Origin of the sequence: Arthrobacter sp. ERGS1:01, from assembly GCF_001281315.1 — a bacterium.
GTDB lineage: Bacteria > Actinomycetota > Actinomycetes > Actinomycetales > Micrococcaceae > Specibacter.
Map to the genome: position 1 here is coordinate 756,944 of NZ_CP012479.1, position 14,756 is coordinate 771,699.

A 14,756-nucleotide genomic window follows, 5' to 3' on the forward strand; every position below is an offset into this window, starting at 1 on the left:
ATGGAAACCCGATGAGTACCCAGCGATGAGTGCCCAACAATGAGCATCAACATGTGCTCTCACGCCGCCCATTCCGACATGGAATGGCGCAGTAAGAATTAAGCGGTTCGTACCTGTCCGGTGCGGGCCGAGACAGGAGTAATGTGGCCAAGGCCCGCGTCCACGAGCTTGCAAAAGAGCTCGGCATCACCTCAAAAGAAGCAGTGACCAAACTGCAGGAGCTCGGCGAATTCGTTCGCTCCGCGTCCTCCACCATTGAGGCCCCCGTCGTGAAGAAGCTTCGCGACGCATTCCCGACAGCCCCCAAGGCTGCCGAATCCAAGCCTGCCCCCGCGGCACCGGCAACACCCGCCGCGGTGAAGCCTGCCGCAAAGCCGGCGGAATCCGCTCCGGCAGCGCCCGCACCGGCAGCCCCGGCTGCTCCGGCGGCCGTGCCCGGTCCGAAGGCTGCCGCTCCGGCAGCCCCGGCCAAGCCCGCAGAGGCCGCTCCGGCTGCCCCTGTAGTGGCAACCCCCGCCCCGGCGGCACCTGCGGCTCCGGCCGCGGCAGCTCCGAAGGCAGCCCCGGCTGCCGGCGGACCCCGCCCGGGCAACAACCCGTTTGCGTCCTCGCAGGGCATGCCGCGCTCCGGCCGGTCTGACCGTGGGGAAGCCCGCAACGACAACCGTGCGCCCGAATCCCGCGGCGACGCCCCCCGCACCCCGCGCCCCGCAGGCGCTGGTGCAGGTGCCGGCGCCGGCGGCCCCCGCCCCGGTAACAACCCGTTTGCAACGTCCCAGGGCATGCCCCGCCCGGGTGCTCCGCGCAGTGCCGAAGCCGGCACCGGCGGACCCCGTCCCGGCGGCCCGCGCCCCGGCGCACCCCGTCCGGGCGCACCGCGTCCGGCAGGTGCCGCAGGTGCCGGTGGACCCCGTCCGGGCGCACCGCGTCCCGGCGGACCCCGCCCCACCCCGGGCATGATGCCCAACCGCACCGAGCGTCCCGCAGCCCCCGGCCGCGGTAACGACCGTCCCGGTGCTCCGGGTCGCGGCCGTCCGGGTGCTCCCGGCGCCACGCCCGGCGGCGCTCCCGGTGGAGCTCCCGCCGGTGGCGGCTTCGGCAAGGGTGGCCGCGGACGCGGTGGCACCCAGGGTGCCTTCGGCAAGGGCGGCGCAGGCCGCGGCAAGCAGCGCAAGTCGAAGCGTGCCAAGCGCCAAGAGCTGGAGCAGATGAGTGCTCCTTCACTGGGCGGCGTGAGCGTACCCCGCGGCGACGGCAGCACCGTTGTCCGGTTGCGCCGCGGTTCCTCCATCACGGACTTTGCCGACAAGATCGAGGCAAACCCCGCAGCACTGGTAACCGTGCTCTTCCACCTGGGCGAAATGGCTACGGCCACGCAGTCCCTGGACGAGGACACCTTTGCCCTGTTGGGTGAGGAGCTTGGCTACAAGGTCCAGGTCGTTTCCCCCGAGGATGAAGAGCGTGAACTGCTCAGCAGCTTCGACATCGACTTCGACGCCGAGCTTGAGGCCGAAGGCGACGAGGACCTCGAGGTTCGTCCTCCGGTCGTCACGGTCATGGGTCACGTTGATCACGGTAAGACCCGCCTGCTGGACGCCATCCGCAAGTCGGACGTTGTTGCCGGCGAGCACGGTGGCATCACCCAGCACATCGGTGCCTACCAGATCGAACACGAGCACGAAGGCATCGAACGTCAGATCACCTTCATTGACACCCCCGGCCACGAGGCGTTCACCGCCATGCGTGCCCGTGGTGCCAAGGTCACCGACATCGCCATCCTGGTGGTCGCAGCCGACGACGGCGTCATGCCGCAGACGGTGGAAGCGCTCAACCACGCACAGGCGGCCAACGTGCCGATCGTGGTTGCCGTGAACAAGATCGACAAGGACGGCGCCAACCCGGAGAAGATCCGTGGCCAGCTCACCGAATACGGTTTGGTTCCCGAGGAATACGGTGGAGACACCATGTTCGTGGATGTTTCGGCACGCAACAACATCAACATCGAGGAACTCCTCGAAGCTGTGTTGCTGACCGCCGACGCCGCCCTGGACATGCGTGCCAACCCGAACAAGGACGCCCGAGGCATCGCGATTGAAGCCAACCTGGACAAGGGGCGCGGTTCCGTGGCCACCGTTCTGGTTCAATCCGGTACCTTGCACGTCGGTGACACGATCGTTGCCGGTACCGCCCACGGCCGTGTACGTGCCATGTTCGATGAGAACGGTGAGGTCATCTCCGAGGCCGGTCCGTCGCGTCCGGTCCAGGTGCTGGGTCTGTCCAACGTTCCGCGTGCAGGTGACACCTTCTTCGTGACCGGTGACGAGCGTACGGCCCGCCAGATCGCTGAAAAGCGTGAGGCAGCCGACCGCAACGCCGCCCTCGCCAAGCGCCGCAAGCGCGTCAGCCTGGAAGACTTCGACCAGGCCATCATCGAAGGCAAGGTTGCCAACCTTAACCTCATCCTCAAGGGTGACGTTTCCGGTGCTGTTGAAGCGCTGGAAGACTCGTTGCTCAAGATCGATGTTGGCGACAGCGTTCAGCTGCGCGTCATCCACCGCGGTGTGGGTGCCATCACGCAGAACGACGTCAACCTGGCCACCGTGGACAACGCGATCATCATCGGCTTCAACGTCAAGCCGGCAGAGCGTGTTGCCGAACTGGCCGACCGTGAAGGCGTCGACATGCGCTTCTACTCGGTCATCTACGGCGCCATCGATGACATCGAACTCGCACTCAAGGGCATGCTCAAGCCCGAGTACGAGGAAGTTGAACTGGGTACCGCGGAAATCCGCGAAGTATTCCGCTCTTCCAAGTTCGGTAACATCGCCGGCTCGATCGTCCGCTCCGGCACGATCCGTCGTAACTCGAAGGCCCGCGTGCTCCGTGGCGGCAAGGTCATCGGTGAGAACCTCACCGTTGACTCGCTCAAGCGCTTCAAGGATGACGCAACCGAAGTCCGCACCGACTTCGAGTGTGGTATCGGTTTGGGATCGTTCAACGACCTGCAGGCCGAGGACATCATCCAGACGTTCGAGATGCGCGAAAAGCCGCGCGTCTAACGTGTCCGCGAACGAGAGGCGCCTCCAAGATTTTTTTGGGGGCGCCTCCGCCCGCTTAGCGCCACACACGACTTCGTCGGTGTGTCGCTGCAGGCGCCCGAAGCCACACCCAAGGCGCCCCCAAAAAATCTTTCCGGCGCAGTCGCGCCGTCATAGACTCGCAGTAGTCTTGCGGATCGGAACTGTCTTGACGGCTGCTCTGCGGCCGCCGTCGACGGTCCCTTTTATTCTTTAGGAGTTATTCATGGCTGATTCAGCCCGCGCCGCCAAGCTGGCACAGCGCATCAAAGTCGTGGTCGCCGAAGCCCTGCGCCGCACGGTCAAGGACCCGCGCGTCGACGGCATCACCGTCACCGACGCCCGCGTCACCAACGACCTCCAGCACGCCACGGTCTACTACACCGTCTTCGGCGATGAGACCGCCCAGTCCGAGGCAAAGATCGGCCTGGAGCGTGCCAAGGGCGTGCTGCGTGCCGAGGTCGGCAAGAACATCACCGTCCGCCTGACCCCCACGCTCGAATTCGTCGCGGACGTCATCCCCGAGAACGCCTCCAACCTTGAGGCATTGTTGCGGGTTGCCAAGGAACGCGACGCCAAGCTGGCCGAGCTGTCCGCCGGTGCCGAGTTCGCCGGTGAGGCAGATCCGTACAAGAAGGACGAGGAAGACGCCGAGTAGGCACAACCCCTCACGCACGTTCGACGCCGGCCGGTCACCTTTCACAGGAAAGGTGACCGGCCCGCGCCGTTTCTCGGACCATGCGGCGTTGGCCCGGCATTTCCTCGGCCGCGGGCGGTCTTGGGGGCCTCCTTTATCCAGCCTACGAAAGCACCGGCCCGACGCCGGCGAATCCGAGTTGGCGTAAACGCATCGTCACCAGGCTGCCGCCCGGGTCCGCAAGGACGTTCGTCAACGCCGCCAGGGTGTGGCCGCTCACCGCGACGCCAGAGGCCATCGCGGCGGGCAGCACGGTGTAGTGCAGCACGGTGTAGTACAGCCACTCCCCGCTGACAGTGATGACGGTCCGGACGGCCTGGGCGTAGTACCTGTGCCCGAGCATACAGAGGTGAATCGTCATGTCCATGTCGGCGCCGAGCGCCACCACGGCCGCGTCACGGACACTGTAGACGGTCTTGCCGTCCGGGTTGTGCGGGCCTTCAAAGACGCTCAAGTCGGCCAGCTGGCGGGTCCTGCCGTGCTGGTGAAGGCTCATCAGGCGGGCCGGCAACAACGCCGCCTCGTGTTCGTGCCCATCGCCTTGGTCGTTGTTGAAGTAATTGGTGGCGCCGTTCCGGTAGGAGACGCCACCACGGTGACCGGGGTGGGGTGTGCTGGCCGTACTGTTTGCCGGAATGGGAGGGCCCGGTGATGACGGGCTGGTGGATCGAACGATCCCGTTCCCAAGGTGCGGGACCATGAGGGAACGGGCGGGCAGCCTAAGACGGGCCCGGCGACGGGGTCAACAAAAACTTTCCCCGCAACGGCCGCCGGCGGCTATGCCGGGCTGCCGGAACGTCGTCTGAAATTGCGCTCCGTGCAGCTGCGCAGGGCCGTTCGCGGTGGGAACCACGTCCAGCCGGGCCGGATATACTTCAAAGCGTGCTTTCTGGACTGGTAATTGTTGACAAACCGCAGGGATGGACCAGCCACGATGTGGTTGGCCGGATGCGAAGGCTTGCGGGGACCCGAAAAGTAGGCCATGCGGGCACGTTGGACCCCATGGCCACAGGCGTTTTGGTGGTAGGCATCAACAAGGCCACCCGCCTGCTGACCTACATTGTGGGCACCTCCAAAATCTACGAGGCCACCATCCGCCTGGGTGCCACCACCGTTACGGACGACGCCGAGGGTGAGGTTACCCACACGGCCACCACCGAAGGCGTCGCCGAGGACGCCATCCGCGCAGGCATCGCCGCACTCACCGGACCCATCAGCCAGGTGCCCAGCAGCGTCAGCGCCATCAAGGTCAACGGGGAGCGCGCCTACGCCCGGGTCCGGTCCGGCGAGGACGTCAAGCTTGCCGCCCGACCGGTCACCATCCATTCCTTCGACGTCCACGCAATCCGCCGCGGCCGGCACGAGTCGGGCGAGGAATTCATCGACGTGGACGTCACGGTTGAATGCTCCTCCGGCACCTACATCAGGGCACTGGCCCGCGACCTCGGTGCCGGGTTGGACGTGGGCGGCCACCTGACGGCGCTGCGCCGCACCGGCGTCGGACCCTACTCCCTGGCACAGGCCCGCACCCTTGAACAGCTCGCGGAGAAGCTGGAAATCCTCGACATCGCCGACGCCGCCCGGGCCCTGATGCCCGTACGCGAACTCAGCGCCGAGGAGGCCGTGGAATTGTCCTTTGGCCGGCGAATCCCGGCCAGCGACGGACGCAGCTTCACCGCCGAACGGCCGGCCGCCGCGTTTGCCCCGACGGAACCCTCGTGGCCCTGCTGGCCGACGCCGGCAAGTACGCCAAGCCCGTGCTGGTCTTCCCGCCGGATCCCGCACCTGCAACCGCTACGCCAACACCGGCCGAAACCGAACCCGGGGAGCCCGGCCAATGACAGTGGACGGATGGTTCATCGCGGGAACGATCCTGGGACTGGCATCGACCATCGTGTGCGTCGTTGCCGCCGTGATGAAGAAAAAACCCAACGACATCACCCTGTTGGCCCTGGCCGCCGTCGAACTTTTCATCCTCGTGTACGCCGTTGCGTCCCTGATCCGCCTGACGGGCGGCGGGGAACACCTGGTCGGCGCGGGCTGGGAGTTCTGGGGCTACATGTTCACGGCCGCCATGCTGCCGGTCGCGGGCTTCTACTGGGCCATGATGGAGCGGACTTTCTGGTCCAACTACGTCATGAGCGCCGTCGGGGTGACCGTGGTGGTGATGCTGGCCCGCATGGCACAAATTTGGTACGGCACCACCACCGCCGTGCAACACTTACAACCTGGAATTGGACAATGAAGAACTCCTCCACCACCCCCGTCACGGACGCCCCGACCCCCGGGCGCACCACGGGAGCCGGACGGCTCCTGATCACCGTCTACGGCGTCTTCGCCATCTCCGCCACCGCGCGGGCCGGCTTCCAGATCGCCACCCAGTTCAACGAGGCCCCCGTGGCCTACCTGCTCTCCGCCTTTGCCGCCGTGGTCTACATTGTGGCCACGATCTCCCTGGCGCGCCCGGGCCGCAAGTGGGCCCTGACCGCCACCGCCGCCATCTGCGTCGAGCTGCTCGGCGTACTGGTGGTGGGCATACTCAGCGTGGCCGATTCCGCAGCCTTCCCGCACGCCACCGTCTGGAGCGGCTTCGGCAAGGGCTACGGCTACGTGCCGCTCATCCTGCCGCTGGTCGGTCTCTGGTGGCTCTACCGGCACCGTGCGGCGGCCAAGGCGTGAATCCGGTGCTCGAGCAGGAAACCACTGCTCCGTACCCGGTCCTCGACGACGGCCCCGTCCTCCTGCGCCGGCTCACCGACCACGACGCCGCCGCGTTCGCCGCGATCCACCACGATCCCCTGAACGTGAAATGGACCGCCGCCGATGCCGCCATGACCCCGGAACGGGCCGCCGCCTTGATTGCCGGCCCCATCGCCGACGGGTGGCGCAACGGCGACCTGCTGCGCTTCGCGGTCGTGGAGCGTCGCGACGGTGCGGAAAACGTCGTGGGTACCCTGAGCCTGCAGGACGTGCGCCGCACGGACCACGGCGGCGCGGCCGCCGTCGGGATCAAGATGCTGGCGTCCGGGCGCGGCCGCGGCAGCGCCACCCGGGCCGTCGAACTGGCCTGCGGCTACGCGTACGGTGTCCTGGGCCTTGAGGTGCTGCACTGGCGCACCACGGTGGGAAACACCGCCAGCCGTGCACTGGCCGAACGGTGTGGCTTCGCCCTGGCCGCCGAAATCCCCGGCTTCGGCCAGGTGGACGGGCGCATCACCGACGGCTGGATGTTCAGCCAAGGTGTTGCATCGTGGCAGGCCCGCGGTGACTCCGCCTATCCGGAGGCAGTGAGTGCGGACGCCGCGGCCGTGGCCCCGGCAGCGGCGGAAACGCTCGACATTGAAGCCGTGGTGCCGCGGCTCAGCGACGGCGACGTGGTGCTGCGCGCACTGTGCCATGCCGACGCCGAACAGCTGGTGCTCAACTGCGTCAACGAGGACGCCGTCCGCTGGACCACCGTGCCGCTCGGCTACACACGGGAGCACGCCGACTACTTCATCAACACCCTCACGGTGGACGGCTGGCGCAATCGCGAAGTCCTGACCTTTGCCGTGGCGGATTCCTCCACGGACACCCTGCTGGGCACGGTGGATTTGCAGTGCAAGCACCCGGGGGCTGCCTCCATCGGCATCAACTTCGGCACCCATGCCAGGGGCACGGGAGCCGCGGAGAAGGCCGTGCGGCTCGTGGCCGACTACGCGTTCAACGAACTGAACCTCAGCTTCCTGCACTGGCACGCGCTGGCGCCGAACTGGGGGAGCCGGAAGCTCGCATGGAAACTTGGCTTCACCTTCCACGGCGAAATCCGCGGCGACTACAACGACCGCGGCACGCCGGCCGACCGGTGGATCTTGTCGCTGGCCGCCGGTGACGCACGTACTCCGCAGGGACCCTGGACCGGTCCCGCCCCGCTGAAGCGGTAACCTTGGAAAAGTCCTTTCACAGGCATCGTGCACGTACGGATTGGTGAGGTAAAGCAGTGCACATTTGGAGCTCCTTGGACCAGGTTCCCGCCGAGTTTGGCCCCTGCGTGGTCACCCTGGGAAACTTCGACGGGATGCACCGCGGGCACCAGGAGGTCCTGGGTCAGGTCCGCGTCGAGGCCGGCCGCCGCGGGGCCCTGGCCGTGGCGTTGACCTTCGACCCGCACCCGGCCTTCGTGCACCGTCCCGAGTCGGCGCCCGGCCAGATCATGGGCCTGGCCGACAAGCTGGCCGTCATGGAAAAGCTTGGCCTGGACGGTGTCCTGGTGGTGCCCTACACCCTGGAGTTTGCACAGCAGACGCCGGAGGAGTTTGTCCGCAACGTCTTTGTCGACACCCTGCACGCCTGCACCGTCGTGGTGGGCCACGACGTCAGGTTTGGCAAGGGCAACACGGGGGACCTGGCCACCATGGTGGAGCTCGGCACCACGCTAGGGTTCGACGTCGTCGTGGTTGACGACGAGGGCCACGACCGCCGCTGGTCCTCCACCTGGGTGCGTGAGGCCCTCACCAGCGGCGACGTCGACACGGCCGCCCAGGTCTTGGGCCGCTGGCACAGCATGAGCGGGGAAGTGGTGCACGGCGCCGCCCGCGGCCGCGACCTCGGATTCCCCACCGCGAACCTCTCGCCCGACGCGTGCGGGATCATCCCGGCCGACGGGATCTACGCCGGCTGGCTCACCGACGACCACGGCCACCGCTGGCCCTCGGCGATCTCCGTCGGATCCAACCCCACCTTTGTCGGCGTGAGCCGGCAGGTGGAGGCCTTCGTGATCGATCGTCCCGAGGAACCCGTTGAGGCCTTCGACCTCTACGGCCAGCATGTGGTGGTGGAATTCGTCAAGAGGCTTCGCGGCATGGTGGCCTACACGGGGCCCGAGGCGTTGATCGAGCAGATGCACTGCGACGTGGACGAAAGCCGCGAAATTTTGCAGCAACCGCCGGTGAGGCCTGCGTCACCCGCTTCGACTTAACGCTCCCTTCTGCCGTAAACTTGGGGATTGAGTCCGGCTGCAGTCCGTGGTGGCTGGATTCCGCCGTGTTTGGGGTAACCCCCGCCCATGGTGACACCACGTTCACGGCACATACAAGGAGTTACTTGTGGCACTTGAAGCCGCTGTAAAGCAAGAAATCATGCAGGCATTTGCAACCAGCGAAGGTGACACTGGTTCGCCTGAGGTTCAGATCGCGATGCTCTCACGACGCATCTCGGACCTGACCGAGCACCTGAAGATGCACAAGCACGACCACCACACCCGCCGCGGCCTCATGGGCCTGGTTGGTCGCCGTCGTCGCCTGCTTGGCTACCTCAAGGACACCGACATTGCACGCTACCGTACGCTCATCGAGCGCCTCGGCCTGCGTCGCTAGCAACTGGCGTAAGGCGGCCTTTCCCGTATGAGGGGAGGGCCGCCTTTCACAGTGTTGGCCGTATTCGCGGTCCGCACGAAACTTACGCAAGGAAACCAACCGGACGCCGCGCATTCGCGGTCCTCGGTAGTGGCCTCCGGGAAGAAGCGCTTTGACGCTTCCCGCCCGTGGGCCTCGATCGAAGACCGGGTGTTGTACAGCCCTCCACAGCTTGACTCGGTGGAGTGTCTGGGATGGTGCCGGAAGGTTTCTGGGCGAAAGTGTTAACAACACCTACACAGAAATGGAGGTGACTCTCTATGGAGGGTCCCGAGATTCAGTACGCAGAAGCCGTCATTGACAACGGCCGCTACGGCAAGCGCGTCATCCGCTTTGAAACCGGACGCCTTGCCCAGCAGGCAGCCGGCGCCGCGATGGTCTACATCGACGAAGACACCGCGCTGCTGTCCGCCACCACGGCCGGCAAGCACCCGCGTGAAGGCTTCGACTTCTTCCCGCTGACCGTTGATGTGGAAGAGCGCATGTACGCCGCCGGCCGCATCCCGGGCAGCTTCTTCCGCCGCGAAGGCCGCCCGTCGACGGAAGCCATCCTGGCGTGCCGCCTCATGGACCGCCCGCTGCGCCCCGCCTTCGTGAAGGGCCTGCGCAACGAAGTGCAGATCGTTGTCACGGTTCTGGCAATCAACCCCGACGTCCTGTACGACGTGGTGGCCATCAACGCCTCCTCCATGTCCACGCAGCTCTCCGGCCTGCCGTTCTCCGGCCCCATCGGTGGCGTTCGCGTTGCCCTGGTCGACGACGGCAAGGGTCCTCAGTGGATCGCCTTCCCGAAGCACTCCGAACTGGAAAACGCCGTGTTCAACATGGTGGTTGCCGGCCGCATTGCCGGTGACGACGTCGCCATCATGATGGTCGAAGCTGAAGCCACGGACAACTCCTGGAACCTCATCAAGGAACAGGGCCACCAGGCCCCCACCGAAGAGGTTGTCGCCGAGGGTCTGGAAGCGGCCAAGCCGTTCATCAAGGCCCTGTGCGAGGCCCAGGCCGACCTGGCCTCCCGCGCCGCCAAGCCCACGGTCGAATTCCCCGTATTCCTGGACTACGAGGATGACGCATTCGAGGCCGTCAACGCAGCAGCAGCCACCAAGCTCGCCGCAGTGTTCTCGATCGCCGACAAGCAGGAGCGCGACGCCGCTTCGGATGCCTTGAAGGACGAGACGATCGCCGCCTTGGCAGCCGGCTTTGAGGGCCGCGAGAAGGAGCTGTCCGCAGCATTCCGCTCGGTCACCAAGCAGGTCATCCGCCAGCGCATCCTCACCGAGCAGATCCGCATCGACGGCCGTGGCCTGACGGACATCCGCCAGCTCACCGCCGAGGTCGAGGTCCTGCCGCGCGTTCACGGTTCGGCCATCTTCGAACGCGGCGAGACCCAGATCATGGGTGTCACCACGCTGAACATGCTCAAGATGGAACAGCAGATCGACTCGTTGAGCCCGGTAACGCGCAAGCGCTACATGCACAACTACAACTTCCCGCCGTACTCCACCGGTGAGACCGGCCGCGTGGGCTCGCCCAAGCGCCGCGAAATCGGCCACGGTGCCCTTGCAGAGCGCGCCCTGGTGCCGGTTCTGCCGTCGCGCGAGGAATTCCCCTACGCCATCCGCCAGGTATCCGAGGCACTGAGCTCCAACGGCTCAACGTCCATGGGTTCCGTTTGCGCATCGACCCTGTCGCTGCTCAACGCCGGTGTCCCGTTGAAGGCACCCGTTGCCGGTATCGCCATGGGCCTGGTCTCCGACCAGGTTGACGGCCAGACCCGCTACGCCGCGCTGACCGACATCCTCGGCGCCGAAGATGCCTTCGGCGACATGGACTTCAAGGTTGCCGGTACCTCCGAGTTCGTCACGGCCATCCAGCTGGACACGAAGCTCGACGGCATCCCGGCCTCCGTCCTGGCCGCCGCCCTGAAGCAGGCCCGCGAAGCCCGCCTGCACATCCTGAGCGTCCTGAACGCCGCCATCGACGTGCCGGACGAGCTCTCCGAGTTCGCGCCCCGCGTCATCGCGGTCAAGATCCCCGTTGACAAGATCGGCGAGGTCATTGGGCCGAAGGGCAAGATGATCAACCAGATCCAGGAAGACACCGGCGCCGACATCTCCATTGAAGATGACGGAACCGTGTACATCGGTGCAACGAACGGACCGTCTGCCGACGCCGCTCGTTCAGCGATCAACGCCATCGCGAACCCGCAGGTTCCGGAAATCGGTGAGCGTTACCTGGGAACCGTTGTCAAGACCACCACGTTTGGCGCGTTCATTTCGCTCACGCCCGGCAAGGATGGCCTGCTGCACATCTCGGAGCTGCGCAAGCTCTCCGGTGGCAAGCGTGTTGACAACGTTGACGACGTCGTATCCGTCGGCCAGAAGATCCAGGTGGAAATCACCAAGATCGATGACCGCGGCAAGCTGTCTCTCTCGCCCGTCGTTGCCGACGAAGAGAACGCTGAAGAAGCGGTTGCCGAAGGCGCTGCTGAGTAATTCATGGCTATAACCATTTTGCCGCTGACCTCCGCTGCCGACGGACTGGCCGACGCCGATTCCTCACTCATCTCGGGCAAGGCCGGGGGCGCCGCAGTGCGCCGTTCGGTCCTGCCCGGGGGAGTGCGGGTCCTGACCGAGTCCATGCCGGGGCAGCGAAGCGCGACAATTGGTTTTTGGGTCGGTGTTGGCTCTCGGGATGAATCCGAGGGCCAACACGGCTCGACCCACTTCCTCGAACACCTGCTGTTCAAGGGCACCCGGCGCCGCACCGCGCTGGAAATCGCATCCTCCTTTGACGAGGTGGGCGGCGAATCCAACGCGGCGACGGCGAAGGAAAGCACCTGCTACTACGCACGCGTGCTGGATACCGACCTGCCCATGGCCATCGACGTCATCGCCGACATGGTCACCTCCGCCGTGCTTGATCCGGCCGAGCTGGAGCAGGAACGCGACGTCATCCTGGAGGAAATCGCCATGGACGGCGACGACCCCACCGACGTCGCCCACGAACATTTTGTGGCCGCCGTCCTCGGTGACCACCCCCTGGGGCGTCCCATCGGCGGAACGCCGGAGGCCATCAAGGCCGTGCCGCGCGAATCCGTCTGGGCGCACTACCAAAAGCACTACCGCCCCGAAACCCTTGTCATTACGGCCGCGGGCGGACTTGACCACGACACCGTGTGCGGGCAGGTCCTTGACGCGTTGCGCACCGCCGGCTGGTCCCTGGACGACGGTGTCGCACCGGTGGCGCGCCGCGACTCGGCCCCCGTGTCCATCACCGGAACCGCCGGGCTGCACGTGATCAACCGCAAGGTCGAACAAGCCAACATCATCCTGGGCTGCCCGTCCCTGACGGCCACCGACAGCCGCCGCTACGTGATGAGCGTGCTGAACTCCGTCCTGGGCGGGGGCATGTCCTCACGCCTGTTCCAGGAGATCCGCGAAAAACGCGGCCTCGTCTACTCCACGTACTCCTTCGCGTCTTCCTATGCGGATGCGGGCTACTTTGGCATGTACGCCGGCTGCTCCCCGCAAAAGGTGGGCCAGGTCATCGGCCTGCTGACCGCCGAGCTGGAGAAACTGGCCGAGCACGGCATCACCGAGGCCGAACTGGCCAAATCCCTGGGACAGATGTCCGGCGGCATTGTCCTGGCCCTGGAGGACACCGGCTCCCGGATGTCCCGCCTGGGCCGCTCGGAACTGGTGTCGGGCGAATTCCTGGACATCGACGAGACCCTGAGCCGCATCCGCGCGGTCACGGTGGAGCAGGTACAGGAACTGGCCCGCGAACTGGCCGCAGCGCCCCGCACCATCACCGTCGTCGGCCCCTTCGAGGAAACCGAGACCTTCGGTCTGTAGCGGTTCGGCGCCCGGTGGTCGGCGACGGGCCGGCATTTTTCCGGCGACTATCCGACGCCACGGCCGCGGGCGGCCTTAGGCATCTCCTTTACGTCGCCTACAAAAAACGCCGGCCCGCCGCCTTGTGCCGGGCTTCGCGTGCGCGACTTGCATCGTTGTGCGCAGAACCCGGGTTCGGTTTTGCGCCGGTCCTTTCATGCGCACGATTCGCCGTGAATCCTGCGTGGAATTGTCCCTGAACTCGGCGCCACTGTGAAAGTGGCGCCGAGTTCAGGGCAAACTCGGCGCAGAAGTCGCGGTTCCTACCCGCCGGCGAACGGCGGAAGGACGTCGACGACGTCGTCCGGCGCCAGCGCGGCACCCAAATCACGGGCGGCAACCTCGTTGATGAGGAAACTGCACCGCGTGAGCAACTCGGACAGCGGGGGAGTGCTCGATGAGGCGGACGCCGGGAACGAATCCGCCAGCAGACCGGACAGCTCCGCCAAGGTGAACACCGCCGTGGCACCCAAATCCAGCTGCTGCTCCTCAACGCCCGTGGCGGCGGCGGCCGCTGCAAAGAACCGTACCTTCATCCCTTAACCACCAATCGCGCTCATGCTGCGATCCGGCTGCACGAAGTCGGCGTCGCCAAGCCCTGGATGCCCCATGCCGTGCGCCTTGGGCTTGGCCCACATGGCGTCCTGCCAGCGCGCGGCCACGGCGTCGTCATCGGCGGGGGAGTCACCGGCACGCAATAGCTCCAACAAATCCACCTCGGTGCGGGAGAACAGGCAGCTCATGACCTTGCCCTCGGCCGTGATCCGGGTGCGCCTGCAGTCGGCGCAGAACGGCTCGGTGACGGAGGCGATGATGCCCACGGTGCCCAGCAGCTGCTCGGAGCCGTGCCGGCGCACCTCAAAACGTTCGGCCGGGGCGCCGTCGCGGGCGCGCGGATCCGTGGTCAGGGCAAAGTCGGTGGACAGGAGTGCACGGATCTCCGCCGCCGTCACCATGCCCTCGCGCGTCCAGCCATGGTCGGCGTCGAGCGGCATCTGCTCAATGAAACGAAGTTCGTGGCCGCGGTCCAGGCACCACGCCAACAGCTCGGCGGCGTGGTCCTCGTTGACGCCGCGCAACAGCACCGCGTTGATCTTGATGGGCCGGAGCCCGGCGGCGTCGGCGGCCTCGATGCCGGCCAGTACCTGGTCGAGGAACGGCCTGCGGGTCAGCTGCAGGAATGCATCATGGTGCAGGGTGTCCATGGAGACGTTGAGGCGGGTCAGGCCGGCGTCGGCCAGGGCGCGCGCCTTCTTGGCGAGTCCCACGCCATTGGTGGTCAGGGAGATGGGCAGCTCGGGGTGGTTGCGGCGCAGCGCGGCCACAATGTCCACCAGATCGGCCCGGACCAGGGGTTCGCCGCCGGTCAGCCGCAATTCACGGACACCTAGGTTGCGGACGCCCAGGCCCACCAGGCGCACGATTTCTGCGGCCGTGAGCAGCTTGTCCTTCTTCAACCAGTCAAGCCCGGCCTCCGGCATGCAATAGGTGCAGCGAAGATTGCACTTGTCGGTCAGGGACAGGCGCATGTCGGTGGCAACCCGGCCAAACTGGTCCCGCAGCCCGGCCCCGGGCGCGGCGGAGGCCACCGTCGGCATGCCAAGTCCCACCCGTTCAAAGTCCATGGCACCACGCTACGCCATTCAGGCCGCTTGAGGATCGGCCGGGTCTTTGCACAGGCTTCGTCACT

Annotated in this window: 12 protein-coding genes and 1 pseudogene; 10 read left to right on the forward strand and 3 right to left on the reverse strand. The window is 66.3% G+C overall.

Annotated elements, in window-relative coordinates:
• Positions 1-143 precede the first annotated feature (143 nt).
• Positions 144-3,059 (forward strand): translation initiation factor IF-2, encoded by a 2,916-nt coding sequence (gene infB / locus AL755_RS07290; protein ID WP_054010430.1) that lies wholly within the window; start codon positions 144-146, stop codon positions 3,057-3,059.
• 244 nt (positions 3,060-3,303) lie between these two features.
• Positions 3,304-3,735, forward strand: a complete 432-nt coding sequence (rbfA, locus tag AL755_RS07295) for a 30S ribosome-binding factor RbfA (protein WP_054010431.1) — start codon at positions 3,304-3,306, stop codon at positions 3,733-3,735.
• 142 nt (positions 3,736-3,877) lie between these two features.
• On the opposite strand, the gene AL755_RS07300 is transcribed toward rbfA, so the two are convergent.
• Entirely contained in the window at positions 3,878-4,270 is a 393-nt protein-coding gene (locus AL755_RS07300; RefSeq protein ID WP_150117065.1) for a hypothetical protein, read from the reverse strand.
• Positions 4,271-4,656: 386 nt separating this feature from the next.
• Here AL755_RS07300 and truB point away from each other — a divergent pair.
• The 8 genes and pseudogenes from truB (at position 4,657) to AL755_RS07335 (ending at position 13,027) form a co-directional block, all read left to right on the forward strand.
• Positions 4,657-5,615, forward strand: a pseudogene (truB, locus tag AL755_RS22365) (tRNA pseudouridine(55) synthase TruB).
• Positions 5,612-6,019 carry a hypothetical protein gene (locus AL755_RS07305; RefSeq protein WP_107503821.1) on the forward strand — a complete coding sequence of 136 codons (408 nt, stop codon included), beginning with the start codon at positions 5,612-5,614 and terminating at the stop codon, positions 6,017-6,019. Before truB ends, AL755_RS07305 begins: the two are co-directional and overlap by 4 nt.
• A complete protein-coding gene (locus tag AL755_RS23205; protein ID WP_054010434.1) occupies positions 6,016-6,453 on the forward strand; it encodes a hypothetical protein in 438 nt (145 codons plus the stop codon). Before AL755_RS07305 ends, AL755_RS23205 begins: the two co-directional genes overlap by 4 nt.
• A 5-nt stretch (positions 6,454-6,458) precedes the next feature.
• Positions 6,459-7,697, forward strand: coding sequence for a GNAT family N-acetyltransferase (locus tag AL755_RS22370; RefSeq protein ID WP_150117066.1), 1,239 nt, complete (start codon positions 6,459-6,461; stop codon positions 7,695-7,697).
• A gap of 56 nt (positions 7,698-7,753) precedes the next feature.
• The gene (locus AL755_RS07320) at positions 7,754-8,731 is read left to right on the forward strand and encodes a bifunctional riboflavin kinase/FAD synthetase (protein WP_054010435.1); all 978 of its coding nucleotides are present in this window, start codon (positions 7,754-7,756) and stop codon (positions 8,729-8,731) included.
• A gap of 127 nt (positions 8,732-8,858) precedes the next feature.
• The gene (gene rpsO, locus AL755_RS07325) at positions 8,859-9,128 is read left to right on the forward strand and encodes a 30S ribosomal protein S15 (protein WP_054010436.1); all 270 of its coding nucleotides are present in this window, start codon (positions 8,859-8,861) and stop codon (positions 9,126-9,128) included.
• A 299-nt stretch (positions 9,129-9,427) separates the two neighbouring features.
• Positions 9,428-11,665, forward strand: coding sequence for a polyribonucleotide nucleotidyltransferase (locus AL755_RS07330; RefSeq protein WP_054010437.1), 2,238 nt, complete (start codon positions 9,428-9,430; stop codon positions 11,663-11,665).
• Between the two features lie 3 nt (positions 11,666-11,668).
• The gene (locus AL755_RS07335) at positions 11,669-13,027 is read left to right on the forward strand and encodes a M16 family metallopeptidase (RefSeq protein WP_082368998.1); all 1,359 of its coding nucleotides are present in this window, start codon (positions 11,669-11,671) and stop codon (positions 13,025-13,027) included.
• 302 nt (positions 13,028-13,329) lie between these two features.
• Here AL755_RS07335 and AL755_RS07340 read toward each other — a convergent pair whose 3' ends face one another.
• Together AL755_RS07340 and moaA are read right to left on the reverse strand one after the other, a co-directional pair.
• Complete coding sequence (locus AL755_RS07340) at positions 13,330-13,602, reverse strand: MoaD/ThiS family protein (protein WP_054010439.1); 273 nt, start codon at positions 13,600-13,602, stop codon at positions 13,330-13,332.
• Between the two features lie 3 nt (positions 13,603-13,605).
• Positions 13,606-14,691 (reverse strand): GTP 3',8-cyclase MoaA, encoded by a 1,086-nt coding sequence (gene moaA, locus AL755_RS07345; RefSeq protein ID WP_054010440.1) that lies wholly within the window; start codon positions 14,689-14,691, stop codon positions 13,606-13,608.
• Positions 14,692-14,756: the final 65 nt, after the last annotated feature.